This window comes from Streptomyces sp. DSM 40750 (assembly GCF_024612035.1).
Classification (GTDB): domain Bacteria; phylum Actinomycetota; class Actinomycetes; order Streptomycetales; family Streptomycetaceae; genus Streptomyces.
On the sequence record NZ_CP102513.1, the window covers coordinates 398,345 to 424,384 of the forward strand.

The following is a 26,040-nucleotide window of genomic DNA, read 5'->3' on the forward strand; positions in this document are numbered from 1 at the left end:
AAGAGCCCGGCAGCCGCGCTGCAAGACCACGTCAACCCGGAAGCTCTGACCTGTACTGACTCTTGGGAAGCTGACGGCCCGAGGGCTGCGCAGCCCCTCGTCCAATGGGCCGGCTACGGGGCCGCGGCGCGGAAGAGTGCCAGGAGGGCCTGGGCCGGCGGGGCGTCCGCGTCGAAGAACTGCGTGCCGAGCGCGGGTGGCACGGCCGTTCCGTGCATACGGACTTCGTGGCATCTAAAACAGAACGCCGCCTCGAACAGTGCCAGGTCGAGGGAGTCCTCGTACGCCCGAACGCTCCAGCCCGGCGAGAAGCCGCAGCGATACTGTTCGCTGCCGGGCAGGTTCTCGATCAAGGTCAGGGCGTCGGCGGCCTCGCTCCCAGCCCAGTGGGCGACCGCCCTGCCGGGATATGAGGCGCTCTGCTTGCTCGGGAGGGCGGAGATCCTCACGACCTCGATCAGCACGGTGGCGGCAACGGCTTCGGCGGGGAGCTGCATACGCACAGTCTGCCCGCAGGGCCGGCAGCCTGCTCAGGCATGCCGTGAGAGGCACTCTGCCGTGCGAAGGCCCAGAGCGCAGAGCCCCAACAGGCCAGCTCCCTCGCTCACGTGGCTGCGAAGCTCTCAACGGGCTCTGGTCCGGTTGGGTGTGCTGTGGCCAACAGAGCTGCTCTGCGAACGAAGTACCGCCGCAGCTCGAAGATCGGACCGGTTCTGACCGTCCAGCCCTTCGACATCGAGGAAGCGGCCGTCGCGCTGGCCAACAGCACACCGTACGGGCTGGCCGACGGCCTGCAGACGACCGATGTGGCCCGCGCCCACCGGGTCGCCGTACGGTTTCAGGCCGACATCGTCTGGGTCAGCGACTGGGCAAGGCTCGACCCCGCCATCCCCTTCGGCGGCGTCAAGCAGTTCAAGCAGCCCGGCTATGGACGGGTATCCGGCCCGGAGGCGCTGGAGGCGTACACGAAGGTCAAGTCGGTGGTCATCTCCCTCGCGTGACAGGGCGGTTGAGACTGTGCGGCCCGATGATCAGGGGGTTCTCGTGACCATCGGGCCGCGGCGGTTACCGCCGATCGGGTCCTCCGACCGGCGGGGTCCGGGCGTCAGCGGACGCGTACGGGCAGACTGCTGAAGCCGCGAGTGATGTTGTTGAGGGCGCGGACGGGCTCCCCGTTCAGTTCGACGCGCTCCACGCGGGCGGCCAGCGCCTTCAGTACGGCGTGGGCTTCGAGACGGGCGAGTCCCTGGCCGGCGCAGGAGTGGTTGCCGAAGCCGAAGCCGAGATGGTCCACGGGGTTACGGTGCACGTCGAAACGGTCGGGGTCGGCGAAATGGCGCTCGTCCCGGTTGGCGGAGCCGTAGCTGTGCATCACACGGGCGCCCGCCGGAATCACGACGCCTTCGCCGAGGTCGACGTCGCGGGTGGTGACCCGGGAGAACACCTGGATCGGACTCTCCATCCGCACGATCTCGTTGAACGCTGCCGGAACGAGGGCGGGTTCACGGCGCAGGACGTCCCACTGCTCCGGGTCACGGGCGAAGAGCCAGACTCCGCTGGAGATCACGGAGACGGTGGTGTCGAACGCGGCGACGACGTAACCGGCGAGCAGCCCGGTGGCTCCCTCGACGGGTATCTCGCCCCGTTTGTGGGCCTCCAGCACTCCCCAGCCGAATCCGCCCGGCACGAGGTCCTCCTTGGCCACGACCTCGCTGAGGTATGCCATGAGCGCCTGCACCTTCGGGTCGGCGGCCGCGGTACGGGGGCCCGCCGGACCGCCGGAGTCGAACCATCCGGCCGCCATGTCCAGCAGTTCGTCGCGTCCCTTCTGCGGCCAGCCGATCAGATCCATGATCACGTGGATGGGGAGGTCCTGGGCGAGGTCGGTGACGGCGTCGAAACTGCCACGCTCGACGAGGCGGGCGGCGAGTTCCTCGGCCCGCCGGTCGATGTTCTCGGCCACCGACCGCAGGGCGCGCGGGGACAGTCGTTCGGTGAACAGCTTGCGCTGCTCGGTCTGGGTGGGCGGGTCCTGGTGGATCAGCGCACCGTCCCATGCCGAGTTGAAGTCGTCGTTGAGACCGATTCCCCGGGCGGAGGAGAACGTTCGCCAGTCGCCGAGGGCGGCCCGCACCTGCTCGTAGCGGCAGACGAACCACAGGTCGTGGCGGGTGAGATGCACAGCGGGCCCCAGGGCGCGCAGTTCCTTGTAGTGCGGGTAGGGGTCGTCGAGTGCCTCCTCGGTGAAAAGGTCCACCTCGGAGGCGGGATGAGCGGCTGTGGTCATCGTGATCTCCCTCGAACCGGTCCCGTGCGCGGCAGGCCGTACGCGGTTGAACCGCCGTTCGCGACGCGCACCGTGGAGACGATCGTCGGTGCCGGACGCCGACTCTCCCAGGGTGGTTCTACGGGGCGGCTACCCGATTCGCGCTCCGCCCGTGTGACCGTCCTGCCCCGCGTTCCGCTCGGCGGTGTCACGGCCGACGCGGGCCATCCAGACGGCTACCTGGGCCCGCGAGTTGACCCCGATCTTGTCGAAGAGACGCTCCACGTGGCCGTCCACCGTGCGCGGGGACAGGACGAGTTCGGCGGCGATGGCCTTGTTGGTCATCCCTCTGGTGATCAGCCGGGCCACCTCCTGCTCTCTGCGGGTCAGCGCCTGTTCCTCGCTCCGTTTCGGCGGTCCGCCCCGTTTCGGCGGTCCGCTCCGGACCGCCGGACCGGGGAGGCGGAGCGTGTCTGTGGGGCTGTGGCGGCCCTCGTCGAGGAGCGTGCCGAAGCGGCCGTCGCCCAGAGCGGCCCTGGTGTTCGCGCGGCACTGGGCCGAATGGTGGGAGAAGACCGGCCCGAACGCCTCGATCCCGGTGCCCAGGGAGTCCCACAGAGCGGTGGCCGCTCCCAAGAGCCGCGCCGCCTCGTCGTGGTGCGAGCGTGACTCGGCGATCCAGGCGAGGAGTTCGGCGTCCAGCGCCATGCCCAGCTGGTTGGCGGTGGGGGTCAGGGCCAGGGCTTCCCGCACCAGCCCGGCGGCGTCGGCGTTCCGGTCACCCGTCACCCAGTGGTCGAACGCGCATGCCCACATCGCCTCGGATCTGGCCCAGGTCTCGCCGCGCTCCCGTGCGAGACGGATCGCCTCGTCGCCGACGACCTGGGCCGAGGCACTGTCCCCGCTCATGGACAGCGCGACACTGCGCTGGAACAGCCCCCACAGCACCGCCGCGACGTCGTCCTGCGCCCGTATGAGTTCGATGCCCTCCTCAAAGAGCCGTGCGGCGCCGGACGGATCACCGGCGAACAGGGCGATACTGCCCGACAGGACCAGGACATGGCCGCGGAGGCGGTCGTCGTCGTACCGTTCAGCGATCGCGGCGCACTCCCGCAGCCGCCCGGCGGCCGCTCCCCCATCACCTTGCAGCAGCGCGATCCAGGCGGCGACCCAGAGGGCGTGCCCCCGGTCCGGCGTGAGTTCGGGGGCGGCCCGCAGGACCTGGTCGAGCCGTCGCCGGCCCTGGGCGAGCTGCTCGCCCACGGTCCAGTGGTACCGCAGCGCCACCACCAGGAGCAGGGCCGACGGGATCTCGCCGGGCTCGGAGAGTGACCAGTCGAGCGCGGAGGCGAGGTTGTCCCGCTCCAGGTTCAGGCGGGCGAGGTTCTCGCCCTGGCCTGGCCCGGGCCATGTCTCGCAGGCGTGGACCGCCAGGCCCAGGTAGTGGTCACGGTGACGTCGGCGCAGGTCGTGTTCGAGACCGCTGCCGGCGAGAATGCCGCGCCCGTAGTGGCGGATCGTCTCCAGCATGCGGTAGCGGGCCTGCGGCAGTTGCGGGCGCGCCGACACCACGGACTTCGCCACCAGACCGTCGACCAGATCGATCACGTCCGCGGCGTCGATACCGGTGCCCGGGCCCGCGCAGATGCCCTCGACGGCCGCCAGGTCGAACTCGGCGGGGAAGACCGACAGCCCCGCCCACAGCAGCCTTTCCTGCTCCGAGCACAGGTCGTAGCTCCACTCCATCAGTGCCCGCAGCGTTTGCTGCCGTGACACCGCCGCGGGACTGCCCAGGGTGAGCAGCAGGAAACGGTCGTCGAGCCGGTCGGCGACCTGCTCGACGGACAGGGACCGCAGCCTGGTGGCGGCCAACTCGATCGCGAGCGGAAGACCGTCCAGCCGGGCGCACAACCGCGCCACCGCCGCGCGGTTGTCATCGCGCACACCGAAGCCCGGCTGGACCGCCGTCGCCCGGTCGACGAACAGCGCCACGGACTCGTACGTCACGAGCGCCTCGGCGGACGGGGCACCGGCGGGTACGGGCAGTGGATCCACGATGCGGACGTGTTCGCCCGGAACCCCCAACGGCTGGCGGCTGGTGGCCAGTACGCGTAGGCCGGGCGCGCGGCGCAGCAGATGGTCGACGAGCCCGGCGCAGGCCACCGCCAGGTGCTCGCAGTTGTCCAGGACAAGCAGAAGCCGCCGGTCCGCCAGGTGGTCGGCCAGTTGCTCCTTCGCCGCCCGCAGGGACTGGTCCTTGACACCCAGGGCCACCATGACGGCGTCCGCGAGCCTGTCCGGGTCATCGACGGCCGCCAGGTCGGCGAACCATACGCCGTGCGGAAACGCCCGCCGGGCAAGCTCGGCGGCCCGCACGGCGAGGCGGGTCTTGCCCACTCCGCCCGGGCCGGTCAGCGTCAGCAGACGTGTGGTCTCCAACCACCGTCTGACGTCGCCCAGTTCCTGTCGGCGGCCCACGAAACTGCTGGCGATGACCGGCAGGTTGCCGGGGGGCCGCGCTGCCCTCCGCTCGTCCATGACGCAAGCCACCTTGGCATCGCCCGCCGGAATCTTCGAGACCCCGGTAGCGGGCTTCCCTGCCGAACGGCCCTGTTCGAGACGAATGACGTACGTCTCACCAGGACTTCTGCGGGCAGGACGGTCGCCGTTCGTCGCCCGGTGGACGCGGATCGGGTGGTGCGTCGGGTAATACACCCCTCCGGTCCCGGGTGGTGCGCTGACACGGTCGCTCCGACACGTGACACGAGCCCGGACGGACGCCCGTACGTCCCAGGGGCGCCCCACGAACCCGGAGGGTCGAAGATGCCCACGACAACCACCGCTGCCGTGCTGGAGGCGCCCGGTCAGCCGTTCGCCTTCCACCAGGTCGAGCTCGACGACCTCAGGGCGGACGAGGTGCTGGTCCGCATGGTGGCCGCCGGTCTGTGCCACACCGATCTCAGTGTCCAGGCCGGCCACATCCCCTTCCCACTGCCCGGTGTGATCGGCCACGAGGGTGCCGGTGTCGTCGAAGCGGTCGGTTCCGCGGTGACCCGTGTCGCGCCCGGCGACTCGGTCGCCCTGTCCTTCACCTCGTGCGGGCGGTGCGGCCAGTGCCGCGGTGGGCATCCGGCGTACTGCGCGACGTGGCTGCCCGCCAACATCTTCAACAACGGCACCCGCGCCGACGGAAGCGCCACCCTCCGCCGCGGCGGCACCGTGCTCGGCGGGCGCTTCTTCGGCCAGTCCTCGCTCAGCGCGAAGGCCGTCGTCGACGAGCGCAGTGTCGTCAAGGTCGGCAGCGACCTCCCTCTCCACTTGGTCGCGCCCCTGGGCTGCGGCATCCAGACCGGCGCCGGCACGGTGCTGAACGTCCTGCGGCCCGAACCGGGCAGCACACTGGCCGTGTTCGGCACGGGCGCCGTCGGCCTCGCCGCGATCGCCGCGGCGGCGCTGACTCCGCTGTCGGCCGTCATCGCCGTCGACCTGGTCGACCACCGTCTCGATGTGGCGCTCGGCCTGGGAGCGACCCACCGCGTCAACGCGGGGACCGAGGACATCGCGAAAGCGCTGGCCGGGATCACGGACGGTGCCGGACTGGACTACGCCATCGACACCACCGCGAACATGAGTGTCCTGCGTACGGCGGTCGACGCGCTCGGCACGCTCGGACGTGCCGCCGCCATCGGCGCCACGACGCCCGGTACCGAACTCGCGCTCGATTACCAGGGCCTGCTGGTAGGACGTTCGATCGTCGGGGTCACCGAGGGGGACGCCGATCCCGAGTCGCTCATCCCCCTGCTCGCCGGCCTCTACCGGCAGGACCGGCTTCCGCTGGACGCAATCGTCAGGACCTACCCGTTCAGCGAGATCAACCAGGCGGTCGCGGACGCCCGGGACGGCACGGCGATCAAGCCCGTCCTCCTGTTCGACGCCGTCTGACCGTTCTTTCTCGCACGACAAGGAGTGACATGAGCCGCATCCTTCCCCCCGGCGTCAGCGACGAGGACTTCACCGCCGCCATCGAGGAGTTCCGCCGGGCCGTGGGCGACGAGTTCGTCCGCATCGACGAGGCGGACCTGGCCGGCTTCCGCGACCCGTACCCCGTCGGCGACGCCGAGGCGCACCTCGCCTCGGCGGTGGTCTCCCCGAGAGACACCGAACAGGTGCAGGAGGTCGTCCGCATCGCCAACCGCTACGGAGTCCCGCTCTCAGTCATCTCGACCGGCAAGAACAACGGTTACGGCGGCTCGGCGCCGCGGCTGTCGGGTGCCGTGGTGGTCAATACCGGCGAGCGGATGAACCGCGTTCTCGACGTCGACGAGAAGCTCGGCTACGCCCTGCTCGAACCCGGCGTCACCTACTTCGACCTCTACGAGTACCTGGAGGCCAACGCACCCAGCCTGATGATCGACTGCCCCGACCTCGGCTGGGGCAGCGTCGTCGGCAACGCCCTCGACCGCGGCGCCGGTTACACCCCCTACGGTGATCACTTCATGTGGCAGACCGGCATGGAGGTCGTACTGCCACAGGGCGATGTCATGCGCACCGGGATGGGCGCCATACCGGGCAACACGACATGGCAACTGATCCCGTACGGCTTCGGCCCGTACCCGGACGGCATGTTCACGCAGTCCAATCTGGGCGTCGTGACCAAGATGGGCATCGCGCTCATGCAGAAGCCGCCCGCGTCGCTGACCTACCGGATCACCTTCGAGAACGAGAGCGACCTCGAACAGATCGTCGACATCATGCTGCCGTTGCGCATCAACATGGCGCCGTTGCAGAACGTCCCCGTGCTGCGCAACATCATCCTCGACGCCGCGGCGGTCTCCAGGCGCGCCGACTGGTACGACGGCGACGGCCCGCTGCCGCCCGAGGTGATCGAGCGGATGAAGAAGGAACTCGGCCTCGGCTACTGGAACTTCTACGGCACCCTGTACGGCCCGCTGCAGCTGATCGAGATGAACTACGGAATCATCAAGGAAGCCTTCGGGCAGGTGCCCGGCGCGCGCTTCCACACTCACGAGGAACGCCACGACCGCGGTGCCCATGTCCTGCACGACCGGCACAAGATCAACAACGGCATTCCGAGCCTCAGCGAACTACAGGTGCTGGACTGGCTCCCCAACGGCGGCCACGTGGGCTTCTCCCCGATCTCCCCGCCGGTGGGCCGGGACGCGATGAAGCAGTTCCGGATGGTGCGTTCACGCGCGGACGAGTACGCCAAGGACTACGCCGCCCAATTCGTCGTCGGCCTCCGGGAGATGCACCACATCGCACTGCTGCTGTTCGACACGAAGGACGCCACGGCGCGGGCCGAGACCCTGACCCTCACCCGGCTGCTCATCGACGAGGCGGCCGCCGAGGGATACGGCGAGTACCGCACCCACAACGCCCTCATGGACCAGGTCATGAGCACTTACAGCTGGGGCGACAGCGCCTTGCTGAAGTTCCACGAAGCCGTCAAGGACGCCCTTGACCCCAACGGCATCATCGCCCCCGGCAAGTCCGGCGTCTGGCCGGCACGTTACCGAGGAGCGGGTCTGTGAACCATGCGCGAACCGGCGGGCTGCCGATGGCGCGACCCGACTGATGTTCACCCGGAACAAGTCACCCCGTGGAGATGCGCGGAATGGAGCGGCTCTTGGCGAGATACGCGGCCTGGGCCCCCTTCCTGGTGCCGAGCGATCCGACCCGACGGCGTATACCTCCAGATCGGCCGTCAAGGGCACCTCTACCAGCATCCCTCAGGCCTCGGGCACGGCCGGCGCCGCCGCCATCGTGATCCGGGACAGGGCCTCGGCATGGTCGCCTGACGTCCGCTTTGTCATCAGGCGAGGCCGAGGAGGGCCACCGGTACCGAGAAGCGCTCGCGCACATGCGCACAGTTGGTGTCCCGCGCCGACCGCCAGCCGGGCCGGTTGTCGTTGCCGCGTTGATGGGCGCGGAAGATGCCAGTCAGCACCCACAGCACCGGCTTGCCGCTCTGCAGGTGTTGGTTGTACAGATCGGTGACGAGCCCCGGCTCGCCCGCCGTGAGGGTCGCGGTTCCCTGGGTCACATAGATGAAGCGAATGCCCGAGTAGTCAACTGCCTCTGAAAGTCAGCAGATTGTGCCAGTGAGCAGCGTGTAGTGTCCCGTTGCGTGCTGCCTGAACGACGACACCAACTCATCTTGCGGGCCCTGCGTTCCGGCGGCACCGCCTCCGTGACCGACCTCGCCGAGCAGCTTGACTCCAGCGCGGCGACCATCCGCCGTGACCTCCTCAAGTTGGAGGCAGACGGGCTGCTCACCCGTGTCCATGGTGGAGCGGTCATCGATGAGGAGCGAACTCCCTTCAACGATGCCGCCGAGGTTCTGGTGGCGGAGAAGGACACCATTGCCGCCCAAGCGGCCACGATGATCGAGGACGGCCAGTCGATCATTCTCGACAGCGGCACAACGGTCCACCGGCTGGCACTTCAACTGCACGGTCGCCGACTTACCGTGATCACCAACAACCTCGCCGTGTATGACGAGCTCATCGGCGACGAGAACATCGACCTGATGCTGCTCGGAGGCATGGTCATCCGTGAGTCACGCATGCTGGACGGTTTCATGGCGGAGGACAACCTCCGCCAGGTTCACGCCGACTGGTTGTTCATGGGTGCTTGTGGCCTCCGCCCCGGGGGCCAGGTCATGGACACCACCGTGGCCGAGGTGCCCGCCCGACGCGCCATGATTGCCGCCGGCGACAAGGTGGTGCTCCTGGCTGACAAGAGCAAGTTTCCGGGAACCGGCATGGTGAAGATCTGCGGCCCCGAGGACTTGGACGCGCTTGTCACCAACGCACCGGAAGACGAAGCGACCTGTATGGCCCTGCGCGAGGCCGGCGTGAAAGTAATAGCGACGGCTCCGGCCGCAGGCGACGGCTAACAAAGCGACAAGGTTGATGGGCGGGTGCCAGGTGATCGGTTCGTCGTGCATGCGGTGGCCGGCGAGGAAGGCTCGCCTCGGCTACCCGGTGCACGCCACCCAGGGCACCGCCGGCTACCGGCTCGGCGCCGGCGCCAAACTGCCCCCGCTGCTGCTCGACGACAATGAGGCCATCGCCGTCGCGATCGGGCTGCGCACCGCGGCCGGCGGCTCGGTCATCGGGATCGAGGAGTCCTCCCTGCGCGCACTCACCAAGCTGGAGCAGGTGTTGCCATCCCGGCTGCGGCACCGTGTGCACACCCTGAACACCGCTACCGTCCGGGCCGGCGCCGTCCCAGCCCCCAAAGTCTCCGCGGACACCCTCATGGCCATTGCCGAGGCGTGCCGCCAACGTGAGCGGCTGCGCTTCGACTACATCAGCCCCCGCCGCGGCCCAAGCATCCGCTCGGTCGAGCCACACAGCCTGATCAGCTTCGAACGCCACTGGTACCTGGTCGCCTGGGACACCGACCGCACCGACTGGCGCACCTTCCGTGTCGACCGGCTCACCCCACGCACTCCGGCCGGCCCGCAGTTCCCCCCCCCGCGCGAACTCCCCGACGGCGACGTGGCCACCTATCTGGCCCACCAACTGTCGTCGCAGACGTGGCCCTTCCAGGCCACCATCACTCTGCACGAGCCCGCCGTAGCGGTTGCCGACCGCGTCTGGCCCGGCATGGGCGTCATCGAACCCGTCGACGGCCACAGCTGTCTGCTGCACCTGGGCGCCGACACCCCCCGCGACCTCGCGTGGATGATCACCTCGGTCGACGCCGACTTCACCCTCACCCACGCCCCACCGGAACTTGCCGACGCCCTGCGCACCCAAGGCGCCCGCTGCCTGAACGCCGTACGAGAGGTAGAGGTATAGGTCCCCCCATCCCATGCGGAGCCCGGTTCAAGAACACCGTCCGCCCAGGTACGGGCCGCTCTCGGGCGAGTCCGGACAACAAGCTCCGCGCTGGCCAGCGCCCCGATTGGATGGGGAACGACGGTGAGCAGCTCGGGGGAGCTTCCTGAGCAGCGCGTGGGGACTTTCAAGGTTCTGGCCCCGGCTCCGTGAACCACAGCGCCTGGTGCGCCGGCAGAGACAGATGCGCCGATCGCCCCGTCTCCCGACCGTAGGGCATGCTCTGTTGCGGTGAGTGATCGTGGAAGGTCAGCCGGTCCGGCACCGGGACGAGGCGCCCGGCGGCGACGTCGCCCGACGGCAACAGGGCGGTGACGACGGTGACGTAGACCGGGAACGTGACGACCACGACCACGGCGCCCAGCCACAACCAGCGCAGTGCGGAACCGGCAGCAAGTGCGCCCACCGCCGGCTCCGCGACGAGTGTGTGCGGCAGCCGCGACGACCCGGGCAGCCCTCGGCATGGCAATGGGGACGTCACCCACTTCGCCACGTCGCCCTGGCCAAGGTGACCTTGGTCGGGAAACATGGAAAGCGGGGGACGGTCATGGAGTCGGTCTCTGCCGTGATGGTGGCCGCTGAAGTCAGCCATTCCGGGCTTCGCTCAACGGTCGAAGTCGTCGTGTGAAGCCCGATTGAGGGCTCAGGCAGGCCGGTGGTGTGGGTCTGAAGCCGTGACGTGGGCCAACTTCAGTTCGTTGACGCCCGCACCGCGTCGTCCCAGGCGTGGGGGCTGCGGTAGTGGTTCCGGTGGCCTGCGACGAGCACGGACCGGAGTTCTGGGAGATTCGGGGTGTCCGCGGGCAGTTGCAGCCGCGCGAGGAGAGCGAGTGCGGCCGTCGGCTCCAGGTCGCCGTAGACGTCGTGGTAGCCGGCCAGCAGGCCCTTGAAGAGCGGCACATGCAGTGCGGGGAGCCGTACGACGGTGTCGTACACCTTCTGCTTCACGAGCCAGGGCACGGGCCCCGAGCAGGCCAGAACCCGGCTGGCACGGCGGAGTGGGGCGTCCGACCCCTCCGCCACGACGTGATCGATGTCGTTCCCAAGGACCTCGGCGAAGGCCGTCGCGGCGGTCTCGCGATCCTCAAACCAGTCGACCCAGAGGGAGTAGCTGACGGCCTCGGCATCCCGATCCGCCTCCAGTCGTCGGCGATAGCCGCCCCAAAGAACGTCGGCGGGCAGCGGCCCTTGCGAACCCCGGTCCGCGAACCGGATCTCGCACGTCACCCAGTAGTCGTCGAGAAGATCCAGCATCCCGAAGGCCAGCCGCGCCTGCTCGGCCACGTCCATGCTCTCGTCGGTGAACACCTCGCCGGCCCAGGAATGCGCGATCTCGTTCGCGGTGAACGGCCGCTCCGGCCCTTCGACGCCGACCCACCTGTCACCGACCTCGACCACGCCCCGCTCGGCGAGCCAACGCCTCGCGTCCTCTTGAGCTTGCGTCTCCATACGGAAAGTATGACAAGCCGTGGGGTAGTGTCCGGCCGCTATCTGTGACTCCCAAACTCATAGACACTGATCATGGCAGCGGCACGCGAAGCGCCTCCCGAAGTCGTCAACAAATGGCTCCCGTTCTCGGGTCCGCAGCCAGGCCCTCGCCGTCCAGGCGCTCACGGCAGACTTCGCCCATCGTTCCGCCGACGCCGCGGTGAGGATGGCCTGCGACCCCTTCAGCTCCGAGAGGGATCGTCTCGATGCTGCCACCAGGCTCGGACTCATAGGCTCCGCGACCGTCATGGTCACCCTCCTCCCCGGATCAGCGGAACCGCGCACCACCCGGATCGGCGGCCACGCCGTCGCCCTGGTGTCCGGAACGCCGGTCCCGCCACCGGATTTGCGGTCCGGGACGGCCATCGCCCCGGAACCGGCGCACCTGCCGGTCGCCTTGGAGAAGGCCCGGGTCGGAACGCGGTCGTAGTGGTGGCAGAGGGCGGTGCTGAGCCGGGCCAGTGCCCAGGCGGTGGCATCCTCGGGGGTCATGCCGTCGCGCCCTTCGGGGTGATGGTGTCGGGGCTGGTGCGGGTCTTGAGGACGAAGTCGAACTCCGTCGTCCGGTAGGGGCCCTGGAAGCCGGCTTCGGCGATGTCCTTGGGGTCCTCGTGCAGGACGGTGTGGGCCTGCAGAGCGGGAGGGGCCAGGGTGCCGCCGACGAAGTCGACCGGGATGACGGGGTCTCCCCTGAAATAGATCTCGCCGCGCCAGGGGGTGATCAGGTCGGGGTGGTGGACCTCGTAGTGGATGTGGGCCGGGCGGTAGAGGCTGCGGCCGAGGGCCGCGACGGCTGTGGTGACCTCGTCGATCGCAGTGATGTGGGGTCGGCGTAGGCGACGGGGGTGATGGTGGTGAAGGTGTAGCGGCCGTCGGCGTCGGTGAGGAGATGTCCGCGCAGGTTGTACTTGGGTACTCCGTCGTCGTACAGCGCTGAGTAGTTGCCGTTGTTGGCCGCGTGGTAGATGTCCAGCTTGGCGCCTGCGAGTGGCTGACCGTGGCCGTCCAGAATGCGGCCGGAGACGATCAGCGGGGTGCCGGGTTCGTCGGGGCGCATCGGCAGGGTTCCCGGGTTGTCGATGCACGGTGAATCGGCGATGTAGGTGGGGCTGTTGACGTCTTCGGAGGGGGTGTAGCCGTCGCGGCCGCCCTGGAAGACCTCGCTGTACAGCGGCATGGCGGCCAACGCCAGCGGGGCGCCGGTGGCCGCCTGGACCTTCTGCAGAAGGTCGGTGTCCGCGTTGAGGGCGTCGAAGGTCGGTCCCTCCTCGTCGCGCATGCGGGCCAGAGCGTTCTTGAATGCGTTCACGAGACGGACCGCGCGTGGGTTGATCAGTGCCGGGTCGACGTAGGACGGATCGGTGGTCGTGGTCATGCCTGTCTCCTCCTTGGGGGTGGGACTCGCTGATGCGGACATCAGTCGGCCTGGAGCGAAAACACGGACGGCCGGTTGACCGTTTGGGCTGAGGGCCGGGAGGGGCGGCCCGGTGCTGCGGTGTGCCGGGCGGCCATAAGGAAGGCGCCGAGTCAGAACGCGTGGGGCCCGAACCGGCCCCACATGACGACGGCCGCGAGCGTGAGCAGCACCGCGTTGAACGCGATGCCCTGGGGCTCCTTGCGGCGGGCGTGGAAACCCATGGCCAGACCCACGATCACCGCGATGCCGGTGGCGGCCAGCGGAGTGAGCACGGTCGCGATGCCGGAGACGCCGGGCAGGAACAGCCCGAGGGCGCCGACGAGTTCGGCGGTGCCGATCAGGCGGACCACGGGCGTCGGCACATCGCTGGCCCACGGCAGCTGAGAGCTGAGCTGTTCGCGGGACTTGGTGGTCTTCAGGACGCCGGAGGCCGCGAACACCGCGGCGAGCAGGCCCTGCACGATCCGCAGGAACCGGTTCATCGGAACGGAACCCTTCTCTTCGATCGCGCCGCGGACCGGGTCTCCGTGGCGCGATCAGGGTTCGATGAGGGGGCGGGTACGGCTCGGTGTGCTGTCAGCCGCGGGGGAAGCCGTCGTCGTCGAGCTTGAAGACGAGTTCGGCCTGGTCACGCTTGGTGGTGTGCAGGTCCCAGTACAGGGGGGTGATCTGCTCGGGCCGGGCCGCCTCGACGCCGGGGATGACGGAGACGCCGATCGAGGAGTCGATGCCGACGTGGGCGGCCTGGATGCCGGTGCCGGCAAGCTCCTTGTGCAGGTTCATCACCCAGTTGCGCAGCGCTGCTGCGGCGGCGTTGACGTTGGCGACCCGCGGGTCGGGCCAGATCGAGCCGGCGCCGGTGGTGTAGAGCAGGGTGCCCGCGCCGGCCTCGCGCATCGCGGGCAGCACCGCCTGGGTGGCGGCGATCGCCCCGTACAACTGGAAGTTCATCTCGAACTCCACATCGGACGGTGCGGTGGTGGCCGGAGCAGTCAGCGTGGTGACGCCGAACGTCCCCACCGGGGAGTACTCCAGGACATCGATGCCGCCGAACCGGATGGCGGCATCCTTGAGGGCCCGGGTCAGCGCGTCGCGGTCGAGGACGTCCGCGGGGAACGCGGCGGCAGTGATGCCTTCGGCGCCGAGCTTGCCGACGAGGTCGTCGAGCTTCTCGCGGTTGCGGGAGATCAGGGCGACGTCGAAGCCCTGGGAGCCGAAGGTGCGGGCGATGGCCAGACCCATTTGGGGTCCGGCTCCGACGATGGCGATGCTGGTCACAGCGATCCCTTCAGAAAGGTGAGAAAAACGGCATGTCAAGGCGAGGGGGGAACAGTCTTTTTGCGGCCGGACGCCTCGGAGGGCTCATTCCAAGCAGCCGCGCTCACATCGGGGCGTCTACCCGATTCGCGATTCGGATAGCCCTTTCCGGTTCAACACGACTACCGTACCAGCAAAACCGGATAGGTCAATCCGGTTGCTGGTTTGCTCCACACCCCGGCGCCCAGCGCACCAACGACCCCGCTGCTCGGCGGTCGGCGCAGCTTAGGCGGCGCGCACCTGGAGGCGGATCACCACCGTCACGCCCCGTCTTCGCGTACACCTAAGGTCGAACGCTGGGCTCTGCGAGGTCACCGGTCGATCCCAGGTGAGTGACCTTCAGGAGCCATCCTTGCCGGATCGCGCGAGGCGAACCATGGCGCGATAGAGAGCGGTGGGCCTGGGGCTTCGGCAGCGGTGGGACGTCGGTGCCGGGGGCGGCGCAGGAGCGGAGCATCTGGCCGACGAGGCGGCGCCAGGTGTCGGGGGCGGCGGCGTCGGGGGCGCGACGGGGCCGGGCAGTCGCTGCCGAGTCCGCCGATGCCGCCCGGCCCCCCATCGACCTACCGCGCGGACTGTTCCATCTACCGGCCTGCCATCGCAGTTGTGGGCTCTCAGCGGCAGTCGCATTCCCGGATGTCGGGAGTTCGGTGGCCCGCTGCCGCCCGGGGAGCGGGGATCCTGCGTCGCGTCGCCGCCGGCGCGGTGTCGGCCCGCGGACTCAGGCGAGGGCGGCGACGAGCAGGGTGAAGGCGGCGATGATGACGGCGACGCGGACGTAGTGGAAGCGTTCCCAGCGGTGCATCTGCTCCTTCCAGTCCTCGGGCCGGTTCTCCGGGGTCCACGTCTTGCCCCGGTTGTTGATCGGGACGAGCAGCAGGATCGACATGATCACACTGACGATCAGCAGCGCGCCGGCGGTGACGACGAGGCCGGTGCCGTGGTGGTGCCATCCCGCGACAGCCCAGACCGCGACGAGGGCGAGTGAGCCGATGTACCAGAACGGCATCACGGCGCCGAGCATCCGGCCCCCGTGGGAGTGGGCCAGCTGGTTACTGTCCTCCGGGAGGGCGTTGAAGATCGGGTTCATGACGAAGGCGACGGAGAACTCCACCCCCACCATCAGGCCGACGACCACGGTGGTGAAGACCTCGAGTGCGTTGAGCATGGTGACCCTCCCGGGCATCTAGTGTTGCTAGCAGATGAGGCAACGCTAGTACTGCTGCCGCTCACTTGTCTAGCGATGCTAGGATCGAGTCATGTCGGTACAGGAACGCAAGCAGCGCGAACGGGCGGGCCGCGAGCGCCTCATCGTGGCGACAGCCCGCGAACTCGCAGAGCAGCAGGGCTGGGACGCGGTCACCACCCGCCGGCTCGCCGAGCGCATCGAATACAGCCAGCCCGTCCTCTACAGCCACTTCCGCGGCAAACGGGAGATCATCGGCGCCGTGGCTCTGGAGGGCGCCGCCGAGCTAGCCGCGGCGGTGCGTGCCGCGACCGCCGCCGCAGACGGCCCGCGCGAGCGGGTGTACGCCCTCGCCCGCGCCTACCTCGACTTCGCCGCACGCAACCCGGCGGTCTACGACGCCATCTTCCAGCTCGACGGCGGTCTCCCGTACGCACAGGAGGACACCCCGGAACCTCTCAAGGACGCTTTCGCCGCGCTGCTGGAGTGCCTCGGCGAGGTCACCGGGGACGGCGTCGAGCCGGGGCTGTTCACCGAGGTGTTCTGGGCGTCCCTGCACGGGGTGGCGACCCTGACCCGGTCGGGACGGCTGCCACCGGAGGACACCGAGCGGAGGGTGGAGCTGCTGGTGGACCGGCTCGCCATGGCCTGACACACCGTCCCGGCGGGCACGCAGTCGGGGTCCTCGGGCCCCGTTGCCTGCGTGCGGTAGCGCTTTGGGTCACTCGCGCCCGCACGGCGCGGCCGCAGATCGCCGGGCCCCGTACCCCAGACGGGCACCGCCCCGCGAACTGCGATGCTCATTGATCACGACCCGATACGCGCCCCGAGAGGGCGGGGTCGCGTGGAAGGAGCCCCGGCGGCCGTTCGTCACCTGCACGTCCAGCGCTCCATACGATCCCTCCCCGGCTCACATGCGCAAGGGGCGAACACCGAGACCCGAGCCGTTCCACCCGGCGGGATCAGGGGTGGAGTTCGTCCGTGGCGGATGGCTGGGCTGGGCTGACCAGTCGTCCGCCGGGCGGGAAGGCGCGGGCGATGCCGCGGACGCACAGGCCCACCTCGTCGCCGACGGCGGGCGGACGGACGGACGGGTCGAAGACCCGCGCGGCCACCGGCGTGCCGTCACTCAGGCGCAGGGCGAGCATCGCGTCGTGGCCGTAGAAGTCGCGTCGTACGACGGTCGCGGCGACCCCGTTCGCAGCCCCGGGCGGGGCGAGCGTGATCTGTTCGGGACGGAGCAGCACGCGCATCGGGCCGGCCGGCACACCGCCCTCGACCGGTGTGAGCCGCAGAGTGCCCAGCGGGGTGTGGGCCCGGTCGCCGTCCCTTACGGCGGGCAGCCACACCGCCTCGCCGACGAACCCGGCCACCCACGGGTCGGCCGGTGAGCCGTAGAGGAGTTCCGGTGGTCCGCTCTGGATGATCCGGCCGTCCCGCATGGCCGCGACCTCCTCGGCCATCGACAGCGCCTCCGCCTGGTCGTGGGTGACGAGGACGGCCGTGGCGCCGTCGGCGCGCAGGGCCTGCCAGACGTCCCGGCGCACTTCGGCCCGCAGGGCGGCGTCGAGTGCGTTGAACGGTTCGTCGAGCAGCACGACCGGCGGGCGCGGTGCGAGCGCGCGGGCGACCGCGACGCGCTGTTGCTGCCCGCCGGAAAGGTGGTGCGGCATCCGGTCCTGGAGCCCCGCCAGGCCCACCAGGTCCAGCACAGCGGCCGCTCGACCGGCTCGCCGGGCGGACCGGCCGAGCCCGTAGGCAACGTTGCCGAGGACGGACAGGTGCGGGAAGAGCGCGCCTTCCTGGGGGACCACCGCGATCCGCCGCCGCTCGGGCGGAACCGACGCGTCGGAGGTCGCGACGCGACGGCCGTCGATCCGGATCTCGCCGGAGTCCAGCGCCTCGAAGCCGGCGACGCAGCGCAGCAGAGTGGTCTTGCCCGAGCCGGAGGGGCCGAGCACGGCCACCAGCGATCCGGAGCGGACGGTGAGATCCACTCCGGACAGTGCCTGGACGCGGCCGTACGCTTTGTGGACGCCGGTGATGCGCAGTTCGGCCATGTCAGCCGCCTGTTCGGGTGAGGACGCCGGTGCGCACCGACAGCCACCATGTGGGTACGGCGGCGATGAGCACCAGCAGGGCCGCATAGGGCGCGGCGGCCGCATACGCGGCGACCGAGGTGTGCTTCCACAGGCCCGTGGCGAGGGTGTCCACTCCTGTGGGGCGCAGCAGCAAGGTGGCGGGCAGTTCCTTCATACAGGTAAGGAAGACCAGGGCGGCCCCGGCGCCGATGCCGGGCGCGGCCAGTGGGACTGTCACCGTGCGCAGTACGTAGGCCCGGCGCCGCCCGAGCGAGCGGGCCACCTCCTCCAGGCCGGGCGGGGCCTGTGCCGCGGCGGCGCTGACGGCCGCGACCGCCAGGGGCAGGAACAGTGCCGCGTACGCGAGCGCGAGCAGCCACACGCTCTGGTAGAGCGGGTAAGCCACATGGATGCCGAAGAACACCAGCGAGAGCCCGATGACCAGCCCGGGCAGCGCGTGCGAGAGATAGGCCAGTCGGTCCAGGGCCAAGGCGAGCAGGCCGGGTACGCGGGCGGACAGCAGTCCCACCGGCAGCGCGAGCACCATGGTCAGTCCCGTGCCAAGCAGGGCGACCCCCAGCGAGTTCCCCGCCGCATCGGCGAGCTCGCCGAGTGACCCGGGCCGTGAGACACCCTCGCCGAACCACCGGACCAGACTCGCCACCGGCACGCCGAGAGCCGCCGCGATCACGCCGGCGAGCCCGAGCGCGGCCGGCCACCGAAGCCGGCCCAGGTGCAGCCGGGTCGGAGACCGGGGTGCCCCGCCGCCGAGGCGGGCGTAGCGGGCCGCGCGCCGCCGACTGAGCTGCTCGGCCAACAGCACCAGCGCGGTGAGGGCGACGAGCACCGTGGCGAGCACGAGCGCCCCGGTGCGGTCGAAGCCGAGGTTGATCGAGGTGAAGACGGCCCGGGTGACGACATCCACCCGCAGGATCGAGACGGCACCGAAGTCAGAGAGCACATAGAGCGCGACGAGCAGCGCGCCCGCCGCCACCGCCGGCCGTACCTGGCGCAGTGTCACGCCGACGGCCGTACGCCACGGGCCGCGCCCCAGTGATCGCGCCACCTCCTCCTGGGCCGGATCCACGCCGACCAGAGCGGCCGCGACCGGCAGGTAGACGTACGGGTACGAGACCAGGGTGAGCACCAGGGCCGCCGCCCAGAACCCCTCGAAGCCCTCCGCTGTGGAGACCCAGGCGAAGGCGGCGACGTAGCTGGGTACCGCGAGGGGAAGCGCGGCGAGCACGCCGAACAGCCGTCGGGCCGGTACGTCGGTGCGGGTGATCAGGAACGCCGCAGCCACGCCCAGCGCGGTGCAGGCCGCGGTGACGACGGCCGCCAGTGTCGCGCTCCGGACGATCAGCGCCCCGGTGCGCGCCGTGAACAGCTCGTCGGCGATGCTGCCCCAGCCCGCCCCACCGACCCGGATCGCCAGATAGGCCAACGGGATGAGCGCGACACCGACGGCGAGCACCGCCGCGCAGGCCAGTGCCGGCCGCGGCACCAGCCGCCGCGCCCGGCGCAGGGTAAGAGTCCAGGTGGTCAGACGAGCCCCGAATCCTTGATCATTTCGACCGTCGTCGCCAGATCGTCCAGGTCGTTGAGGTCGATGTCCGGTGCGTTCAGCGAAGACAGCGCGGGCAACCCGCGGGCGGTGGCGACGCCGCCGATCAGCGGGTACTCGTACGTCTGCTCCGCGAAGTAGGTCTGGGCCTCGGTGCCCAGCAGATAGTCGACGAACGTGCGGACGTCGGGATCGTCGTCCGCCTTGTCCAGCACGCCCACCCCGGAGACGTTGACCAGGCTGCCGATGTCTCCGTTGGGGAAGAAGTGGTTCTTCGCCTTGAGGGCGTCGACGGTGGTGCCTTCCTCCTTGGCCAGTTCGTACACGTAGTAGTGGTTGACCAGCCCGGAGGCGAGCCTGCCGGCGTTGACGTCGGCGACGATCGGCGCGTTCCCCTCGCGGATCTGCGCGTCGTTGGCCTTCAGGTCCGCGAGGAACTCCTCGGTCTTCTCATCGCCGTGCTCCACCCGCATCGCTGTGATGAACGCCTGGAAGGAGCCGTTGGTCGGCGCGATGCCCACCTTGCCCTTCCATTCGGGCTCGGTCAGCTCGAACACCGACTCCGGCAGTTCGCCCTTGGGGACCTGGTCGGTGTTGTAGACCATCGTGCGCACGCGGCCGGTCACCCCGACCCACTCGCCATCCTCGTCCCGGGATGCGGTCGGCACCTTGTCCAGCACCGAGTCCGGCAGCTTGGCGAACAGCCCCTGCCCGGCCACGGCTCCCAGGGCCCCGGCGTCCTGGGCGAGGAAGACGTCCGCCGGGCTCCGGCTGCCCTCTTCTTCGAGCTGGGCGGCCATCTGTGCGGTGTCGCCGTAGCGCACCTCGACGGTGATGCCGCTGGCCTCCTGGAAGTCCTCCAGCACCGGCTTGACGAGCGACTCGCTCCGACCGCTGTACACGGTGATCTTCTTGTCGGAGTCCGGCTGCGCCTGCGCGGCCTGCTCCGAGCCGCAAGCCGTGGTTCCAAGGGCCAGCAGAGCGCCGAGGCCGGCCGCCAGCAGGGGTCTCATCCCGGAGACACTCACGATCCCGCCCCTCCGTCGCCGGTCACACCGGTCGCCATAGTGGTTAGGTCAGCCTAAGTTTCCTTAAGTCAGCCTAACCTCACAGGAGACGCATTTGTCCACTTTTGTGCGGCGCGAGAGTGAGGGGCAGGTCGATGTGTGCGGAGTAGGCCTCGCGGTCAGCCTTCAGGCTGTTCGATGACCTGTGCGATATAGAGCGGCTCGCCCAGCTTCTCGATCAGTGCGAGCTGCGTGTCGAGATAGTCGATGTGGTGCTCCTCGTCGGCGAGGATCGACTCGAAGATGTTCGCCGAGGTGATGTCGCCCTTGGAACGCATGACCTCGATGCCACGCCGGAGACGGTCGATCGCCTCGACCTCGACCTCGCGGTCCGCCTGGAACATCTCGGTGACGGTCTGCCCCACCCGCACATGAAAGAGCCGCTGGTAGTTGGGCAGACCGTCAAGGACCAGGATTCGGTCGGTGAGAACCTCAGCATGGTTCATCTCGTCGAACGACTCGTGGCGCGTGTATTGCGCGAGCTTCGTCCAGCCGAAGTTCTCCTGCATCTTGGCGTGCAAGAAGTACTGGTTGATCGCGGTCAGCTCTGCGGTCAGTTGCTCGTTGAGGAACTCAAGAACCTCGGGGTCGCTCTGCATGGCTAGCCGTCCTTCCGAGGAGACCGACGCGACGCCACACGTCCACCACCACCGGCGTCCGACCCAGCAGGCGGGCACTCACCGTAGGCGGCTCTCCTCGCCGGTGGCCGACGCATTCGATTCGGTGAGGACGCTGTTGACGACGTCCGCTTCTTCGACGATAGCGCGCGCCGAGTTCGTACGACCTTGCAACGTTTTGCCGCTGCATGCCTGCCGCTATATGCCTGCCGCGCCCAAGGAGATTGTTCGGCGGGTCCAAGGAGATTGTTCGGCGGATGACTCACTGCGTCCTGTGGCTTCAGCATGACCATCGACGGTCGTGGGGTACTGGCGCTGACCGAGTCCGCGCAGGAGGTGACGCGGGGCTCTGCGGCCCGACGGGGGCGGATGCGGACGAGGCACCTGCTGCCGTCGCGCACCTGAAGCCCACGCACACTGTGCCGTAGCCCTCGGGTGGATGGTGGCGTATCGGCCGGATGCCGTCGAGGGTGCGCAGCCCGAGGCGTCCACGCAGGTGGTGATCGGCGGCCTGGACGGGCGCGGGCAGTCCGGTGCGGCCGCGCAGACGTGCGGGCAGGACTGTCCGTTGGTGACAGCTACGCGGCGGACGTCGGCGGACTCAGCACCGGCTGCGGCAGCGCACCGGAGGACGGCACCGGAATCGACATGCCTCTCCCCCGCCCGAGGAACATCGCGGACCGGATCACGTCGGGCGGCCGGTGCCCGCGCCCGCGTCCGGGCGCCGTACCACTCCGGGCAGCCTCCCAGCAGGTGATCGACGTGACGCGGCCTGGTCCAAGCCGACGACGTTCAGATCCCCTTCGCGCAGCAGAGTGAAGTCGACGTCGCGCTTCGGGTCGTACGCGTCGGGTTCCCGATGCCGGGTGCGGCCACGAGCGGTGAGGCGACGAGCAGCCCCGTGCGCGCGGGCCGGTGTCTGTACCGCGCCGGGCGCGCCCGCGGCGACGACGCGGGCGCCGAGTCGTCAGGCGGACTGGACGGTGATTGCGCAGAGGCGCTTGGTGGCCCGGGTCAGGGCTACGTACAAGTCCCTTTCCCCACCGGGGCGGGCCATGATGATTTCCTCGGGGTTCATGACGACGACCCCGTCGAATTCCAGGCCGCGTGCTTCGGACGCCGGCACGATGCGTGCGCGGTGAGCGATGCCTTGGGCCGTCAGCTCGCTCACCCTGGTGTCCGCGCAGATCACTCCTAGAAGCTCGCCCGGGTGCGCGGTGCTCTGGGCGCGGAGTTCCTGAACAACGGCGGTGACCAACCCGTCCGGAGGTGTGGTCACGGTGCGAGGGCTCTCACCGCTTCGCAGTGACCGTGTGGGCTTCTGGTCCGGAGCGATCCGCGTGAGCAGGTCCCGGACGCTCTCCAGGATCTCGTGCGTGGTGCGGTAGCTGACGGTCAGGTTGTGCAGTTTGAACCGCGGTCCGACGTGGGGGCTCAGCGCTTCCTTCCAGTCGCGTGCTGTCGCGACCGGGCCTGCCTGGGCGAAGTCACCCACCAGCGTCATCGCCCTTGCCGGGCAGCGGCGGACGATCATCCGCCACTGCATGGCGGTCAGTTCCTGCGCCTCGTCGACGACGACGTGCCCGTACGTCCGCTCGGGGGGACCGTCGACCAGGCTCGCCGCCTCGTCCAGCAACGGCGCATCGGCATCCGTCCACGGGTCGTCCGGACCGCGCAGCAGAAGGGACCGCTCCCGCGCGGTCAGGCGGGGCAGGCGCTCGGCGAGAGCGCCGGCGTTCGTCAGGAGCGCCGTCACGAGGTCACCGGGTACCAGCCGCGGCCACAACACCTCGACCGCTCGGTCGACGCCGGCGTCGTCGAGGAGATCGGCTCGGATGGCGTCCAGGTCCAGCTCGTGGACCGGACCCGAGTCGGCCGCACCTTCGGCACGGCGCTGGGCGGCTCCCGTGAACCGGTCGAGGTCAATGCCCGTCATCCTTTCGGCATCGGCGTCGATCCGCTCCAGGAGGTCGCCCATGTCTCGTTGCATCGCGTCGGTGACGGCGTCGACCAAGAGCTCTTTGAACACCTGGCGCGCGGGGTTGTGCCCCGGTGCGGCTGCCACGGCGGCGTCGCGTGCCATGGCGACTTCCTCGCCGGAGAGGTGAACCAGTTCCTGTCCGACCCGCACGGTGAAGTCACCGGCGGGGGCTTGGTGGACGCGCAGCAGGCCGGCCAAGGCGTCGGCGAGGTCGGAGCTGCCCTTGAGACGCGCCGTATCGAGCGGGTCCACCGTGCCCGTGGGCACTCCGGTCAGCTCCCGGCAGGTCGCCAGAACGACGTCGTTCTCTCCGAGCGAGGGAAGGACCTGGGAGATGTAGTCGAGGAACCGGGCGTTCGGGCCCACCACCAGGACGCCCTCCTCCGCGGCGCGCGGGAACGCGTACAGGACATAGGCCGCCCGGTGCAGGGCGACCACCGTCTTGCCGGTGCCGGGCCCGCCCTGCACCACGGTCACCCCGCGGTGGGCGGAGCGGACGATCTCGTCCTGCTCGGCCTGCAGCGTCGCGACGGCCGCGTGCATCCTGCCCGTACGCCGTGCCGACAGAGCCTCGGTCAACGGGCCGTCCCCCACGACGTCCTCGTCGGTCGGGGCGGTCCCGTCCAGCAGTTCGTCGCTCACCGAGACGACCGTGCGCTCCTCGAGGCGCAGGTGCCGGCGCCGCCGCAGGTCCATCGGGTGGACCGGTGTCGCCTCGTAGAAGGGCCGCGCCGCGTTCGCGCGCCAGTCCACGAGCAGAGGCAGGTCATCCTCCTCCGTATGCAGTCCGATCCGCCCGATGCGCAGGGCCGTGCCATCCGTCCAGTCGATGCGCCCGAAGACCAGCCCTTTTTCGGCGCCCTCCAGCCGGCCGATTTCCTTGGCCAGACGCTCGGCGGCGATTTCTCTCTCGTATGCCTCACCGGCGCCTTTCGCCGGGGCCTTCAGCACACTCGCTCGGCGTACTCGCGCCTCGGAAATCCGCTCGGTGAGCAGCTCATATAAGGAGGACACATAATTCCGCTCCGATTCAACCGCACGCACAGCGGGATCATTCATTTTCGACAACAGGGGGCTCCTTCGATTCGAGCCACACCATACGGTCGAAGTTCCCCAAAGATAAGTCTTGACTTACTTGGTAAGCCATGGCCCTACGGCTGAATCCATGACGGCTGACCGTATGGCATATCATGCATTCCGCCGTTCCGTATATCTCTAATTGGGCTCCCGATGCCCGCCTGCCTTATGCCGAGCCCGCTCTTGGATGCCGGCGATGTTCTGCCGCGCTCGGGAAAAGGGGGAAGATCCAAGGCTTCGGCGTAGTCGTATGGCGTCCGATTTGCGGCTGAGCGAGGTCGACTTCGGCAAGATCGAAACCTTCGCATCGCGCCATGCCGCGGGAGGGGGAGGCGGCATCCCGCCATGGTGCGAAACCGCCGCCCGCCCTCCGACCCAACCCTTGCTTCACCTATCGAGATTCGATAGATTCCCATCGTAGGTCGATGGGAGGATGGGTCATGGGAAAGCTGACAGTGCGCGCGCTGCGCGCCGTGCTCGTGGTGGTACTCACCGGCACCGTGTTCGTACAGGCATTGATGATGTGGGCGTTGGTCAGCGGGAGTGACCCGGAGGACGGGTCGCTCCCGCTGACCCCGCTGCGCGTGATCACGATCCTGGGCATCGGGACGGCCCAGGTCGCCCTGGTCTGTGTATGGCGACTGGTGACGATGGTGCGACGCGGAACCGTGTTCTCCCACGCCGCCTTCCGGTACGTGGACGTCATCATCGGCGCGATCGCTGCGGCTGCTCTCGTGTGGTTCGCAGTCACGGCCCTGAATGCGCCCGGCCAGCGGGACGACCCGGGCGTCACCCTCATCATGGGCGGGATTGGTGTGGCCATCCTGGGAGTCGCGCTCATCGTGCTCGTGCTGCGGATGCTGCTCGCCCAGGCCGTCGCGCGCGACGTCGAAGCGGCGCAGATGCAGGCCGAGTTGGACGAGGTGATCTGATGCCGATCGCCGTCGACATCGACGTGATGCGGGCCAGGCGGAAGATGTCCGTGGGCGAGCTCGCAGACCGCGTAGGGATCACGCCCGCCAACCTGGCGGTACTCAAGAACGGCCGCGCCAAGGCGGTGCGCTTTGCGACGCTCGCCGCGCTCTGCGAGGTGCTCAAGTGCCAGCCGGGCGACCTGCTTCGCTGGGAGGGCGAGGACACCGCGGGCGAATGAACCGTGCCCGCCGACGCGTCATCGCCGATCCCCCATGCCTTCGACCAACTCCGCGAGCACCCCGGGGCCGTACCCGGGGAGATCCCGGGCCTGCTGGAGCGTCTGTCCAGCGTCCACTCAGCCGGCCCGGTCTCATCCGCTGCCCACAGATCCCCGCCGGGCTGCACCTCCAGCCTCCCCGGCGGCACCTGCTTGACCAGAGCGGTGATCCGGGACCGATCGGCCTCGGTGATCCGCCGCTTGCGGCCCTGCCCGCCCAGATCCTCCAGCCCCTCCGTCCCGCCCCGGTTGAAGCGGTGCAGCCAACGCCGCACCGTCTTCTGGCCGCAGCCCGCCTCGTCCGCGATCGCCGGAACCCGCAGCCCCGCCCAGCTCAGCTCGACTGTCCGGGCCCGCATCACCACGTCCCGTGGCGCCTTGCGGGCCCGCGACAGCCGACGCACCACTGCCCGCCCGCCTTCGTCACGGCTTGGCCGTGCCCGTAACACCACCACCCAGCACCTGCCCCCGAGCACCCGAACCACCCCGCCACCAGCGCATATACCCACAGAAAGCGGAATCCGGCACTAGCCCAGAGGCCCTTGGAACGTTCGCCCCTCGTGGGTGTGGGTCCGTTCGGGGATGTGCGGGAGCTGAGGCGCCGACCGGGACCGGCACGACGGGCGCGGCTCTCGGCGGCCGACGAGGCTCGGCTTCGGTGGCCGGCGGCGTCGGCTGCTGAAGAGCGAGCAGGACGAGACCGAGCTTGCCTGGCTCGCGTGCGTACGAGCTGAGGCAAGGACCAACATGCCTCGACTGTGACGGCAGGATCGGCGTCAACGCGGGCGCGCACCCATTCACCCCAGCGGGTGGCGGGAGGGGTGGCGGCAGGGCCGTATTCCCGCCGTTGTGGAGGACCACTACGTGGCGAACGCCTGTATGGAGAAGGGTTTCTGCGTGCGGAAGACCCTCGACGCAG

General features: G+C 69.4%; 23 protein-coding genes and 2 pseudogenes. 8 read left to right on the forward strand and 17 right to left on the reverse strand.

Going from position 1 to position 26,040, the window contains the following annotated elements; translation table 11 throughout:
- Positions 1 to 113: 113 nt before the first annotated feature.
- A complete protein-coding gene (locus JIX55_RS01940) occupies positions 114 to 497 on the reverse strand; it encodes a hypothetical protein (protein ID WP_257561464.1) in 384 nt (127 codons plus the stop codon).
- A 207-nt stretch (positions 498 to 704) separates the two neighbouring features.
- Here JIX55_RS01940 and JIX55_RS01945 point away from each other — a divergent pair.
- A pseudogene (locus tag JIX55_RS01945) lies at positions 705 to 1,001 on the forward strand (aldehyde dehydrogenase family protein); the annotation flags it as partial.
- A 104-nt stretch (positions 1,002 to 1,105) separates the two neighbouring features.
- On the opposite strand, the gene JIX55_RS01950 reads toward JIX55_RS01945, so the two are convergent.
- Together JIX55_RS01950 and JIX55_RS01955 are read right to left on the reverse strand one after the other, a co-directional pair.
- Positions 1,106 to 2,287 carry a cytochrome P450 gene (locus JIX55_RS01950; RefSeq protein WP_257561465.1) on the reverse strand — a complete coding sequence of 394 codons (1,182 nt, stop codon included), beginning with the start codon at positions 2,285 to 2,287 and terminating at the stop codon, positions 1,106 to 1,108.
- Between the two features lie 129 nt (positions 2,288 to 2,416).
- A complete protein-coding gene (locus tag JIX55_RS01955; protein WP_257561466.1) occupies positions 2,417 to 4,804 on the reverse strand; it encodes an ATP-binding protein in 2,388 nt (795 codons plus the stop codon).
- Positions 4,805 to 5,089: 285 nt separating this feature from the next.
- Here JIX55_RS01955 and JIX55_RS01960 point away from each other — a divergent pair, with 285 nt between their 5' ends.
- Both JIX55_RS01960 and JIX55_RS01965 read left to right on the forward strand, forming a co-directional pair.
- A complete protein-coding gene (locus JIX55_RS01960) occupies positions 5,090 to 6,208 on the forward strand; it encodes an NAD(P)-dependent alcohol dehydrogenase (RefSeq protein ID WP_257561467.1) in 1,119 nt (372 codons plus the stop codon).
- Between the two features lie 29 nt (positions 6,209 to 6,237).
- Positions 6,238 to 7,818, forward strand: coding sequence for an FAD-binding oxidoreductase (locus tag JIX55_RS01965; RefSeq protein WP_257561468.1), 1,581 nt, complete (start codon positions 6,238 to 6,240; stop codon positions 7,816 to 7,818).
- Between the two features lie 281 nt (positions 7,819 to 8,099).
- Here the strand turns inward: JIX55_RS01965 and JIX55_RS01970 are convergent, their stop codons facing one another.
- The gene (locus JIX55_RS01970; protein WP_257561469.1) at positions 8,100 to 8,330 is read right to left on the reverse strand and encodes a hypothetical protein; all 231 of its coding nucleotides are present in this window, start codon (positions 8,328 to 8,330) and stop codon (positions 8,100 to 8,102) included.
- An 84-nt stretch (positions 8,331 to 8,414) separates the two neighbouring features.
- Between JIX55_RS01970 and JIX55_RS01975 the strand changes: the two genes are divergently transcribed.
- Both JIX55_RS01975 and JIX55_RS01980 read left to right on the forward strand, forming a co-directional pair.
- Positions 8,415 to 9,185, forward strand: a complete 771-nt coding sequence (locus JIX55_RS01975; RefSeq protein ID WP_257561470.1) for a DeoR/GlpR family DNA-binding transcription regulator — start codon at positions 8,415 to 8,417, stop codon at positions 9,183 to 9,185.
- 49 nt (positions 9,186 to 9,234) lie between these two features.
- Positions 9,235 to 10,095, forward strand: a complete 861-nt coding sequence (locus JIX55_RS01980; protein WP_257561471.1) for a helix-turn-helix transcriptional regulator — start codon at positions 9,235 to 9,237, stop codon at positions 10,093 to 10,095.
- 166 nt (positions 10,096 to 10,261) lie between these two features.
- Here JIX55_RS01980 and JIX55_RS01985 read toward each other — a convergent pair whose 3' ends face one another.
- From JIX55_RS01985 to JIX55_RS02010, 7 genes are all read right to left on the reverse strand, one after another.
- Entirely contained in the window at positions 10,262 to 10,540 is a 279-nt protein-coding gene (locus tag JIX55_RS01985) for a hypothetical protein (protein ID WP_257561472.1), read from the reverse strand.
- Between the two features lie 284 nt (positions 10,541 to 10,824).
- Positions 10,825 to 11,583: a hypothetical protein gene (locus JIX55_RS01990; protein WP_257561473.1), complete on the reverse strand. Its 759-nt coding sequence runs from the start codon at positions 11,581 to 11,583 to the stop codon at positions 10,825 to 10,827.
- A 527-nt stretch (positions 11,584 to 12,110) separates the two neighbouring features.
- Positions 12,111 to 12,443 carry a dioxygenase family protein gene (locus tag JIX55_RS51315; RefSeq protein WP_443046689.1) on the reverse strand — a complete coding sequence of 111 codons (333 nt, stop codon included), beginning with the start codon at positions 12,441 to 12,443 and terminating at the stop codon, positions 12,111 to 12,113.
- A complete protein-coding gene (locus JIX55_RS01995) occupies positions 12,344 to 12,997 on the reverse strand; it encodes a dioxygenase family protein (protein ID WP_257561474.1) in 654 nt (217 codons plus the stop codon). The genes JIX55_RS51315 and JIX55_RS01995 overlap by 100 nt, the downstream gene beginning before the upstream one ends.
- A 152-nt stretch (positions 12,998 to 13,149) precedes the next feature.
- Positions 13,150 to 13,521 (reverse strand): DoxX family protein, encoded by a 372-nt coding sequence (locus JIX55_RS02000; protein ID WP_257561475.1) that lies wholly within the window; start codon positions 13,519 to 13,521, stop codon positions 13,150 to 13,152.
- Positions 13,522 to 13,615: 94 nt separating this feature from the next.
- Entirely contained in the window at positions 13,616 to 14,317 is a 702-nt protein-coding gene (locus tag JIX55_RS02005) for an SDR family NAD(P)-dependent oxidoreductase (protein ID WP_257561476.1), read from the reverse strand.
- Positions 14,318 to 15,077: 760 nt separating this feature from the next.
- A complete protein-coding gene (locus JIX55_RS02010; RefSeq protein ID WP_257561477.1) occupies positions 15,078 to 15,524 on the reverse strand; it encodes a DUF1772 domain-containing protein in 447 nt (148 codons plus the stop codon).
- Positions 15,525 to 15,615: 91 nt separating this feature from the next.
- On the opposite strand from JIX55_RS02010, the gene JIX55_RS02015 reads away from it, so the two are divergent.
- Positions 15,616 to 16,194: a TetR/AcrR family transcriptional regulator gene (locus JIX55_RS02015; protein ID WP_257561478.1), complete on the forward strand. Its 579-nt coding sequence runs from the start codon at positions 15,616 to 15,618 to the stop codon at positions 16,192 to 16,194.
- Positions 16,195 to 16,504: 310 nt separating this feature from the next.
- On the opposite strand, the gene JIX55_RS02020 is transcribed toward JIX55_RS02015, so the two are convergent.
- The 5 genes from JIX55_RS02020 to JIX55_RS02040 form a co-directional block, all read right to left on the reverse strand.
- A complete protein-coding gene (locus JIX55_RS02020) occupies positions 16,505 to 17,602 on the reverse strand; it encodes an ABC transporter ATP-binding protein (protein ID WP_257561479.1) in 1,098 nt (365 codons plus the stop codon).
- 1 nt (position 17,603) lies between these two features.
- Positions 17,604 to 19,127 (reverse strand): ABC transporter permease, encoded by a 1,524-nt coding sequence (locus tag JIX55_RS02025; protein WP_257561480.1) that lies wholly within the window; start codon positions 19,125 to 19,127, stop codon positions 17,604 to 17,606.
- 38 nt (positions 19,128 to 19,165) lie between these two features.
- The gene (locus JIX55_RS02030; RefSeq protein WP_257561481.1) at positions 19,166 to 20,200 is read right to left on the reverse strand and encodes an iron ABC transporter substrate-binding protein; all 1,035 of its coding nucleotides are present in this window, start codon (positions 20,198 to 20,200) and stop codon (positions 19,166 to 19,168) included.
- A 173-nt stretch (positions 20,201 to 20,373) separates the two neighbouring features.
- Positions 20,374 to 20,853, reverse strand: coding sequence for a bacterioferritin (gene bfr / locus JIX55_RS02035; protein WP_257561482.1), 480 nt, complete (start codon positions 20,851 to 20,853; stop codon positions 20,374 to 20,376).
- Between the two features lie 985 nt (positions 20,854 to 21,838).
- Positions 21,839 to 23,911 carry a HelD family protein gene (locus JIX55_RS02040; protein ID WP_443046690.1) on the reverse strand — a complete coding sequence of 691 codons (2,073 nt, stop codon included), beginning with the start codon at positions 23,909 to 23,911 and terminating at the stop codon, positions 21,839 to 21,841.
- 458 nt (positions 23,912 to 24,369) lie between these two features.
- On the opposite strand from JIX55_RS02040, the gene JIX55_RS02045 reads away from it, so the two are divergent.
- Together JIX55_RS02045 and JIX55_RS02050 are read left to right on the forward strand one after the other, a co-directional pair.
- The gene (locus JIX55_RS02045; RefSeq protein WP_257561483.1) at positions 24,370 to 24,861 is read left to right on the forward strand and encodes a DUF2975 domain-containing protein; all 492 of its coding nucleotides are present in this window, start codon (positions 24,370 to 24,372) and stop codon (positions 24,859 to 24,861) included.
- On the forward strand, positions 24,861 to 25,082 hold the full coding sequence (locus tag JIX55_RS02050) for a helix-turn-helix domain-containing protein (RefSeq protein ID WP_257561484.1): 222 nt from the start codon (positions 24,861 to 24,863) through the stop codon (positions 25,080 to 25,082). The genes JIX55_RS02045 and JIX55_RS02050 overlap by 1 nt, the downstream gene beginning before the upstream one ends.
- 158 nt (positions 25,083 to 25,240) lie before the next feature.
- Here the strand turns inward: JIX55_RS02050 and JIX55_RS02055 are convergent.
- Positions 25,241 to 25,480, reverse strand: a pseudogene (locus JIX55_RS02055) (helix-turn-helix domain-containing protein); the annotation flags it as partial.
- Between the last annotated feature and the right edge of the window lie 560 nt (positions 25,481 to 26,040).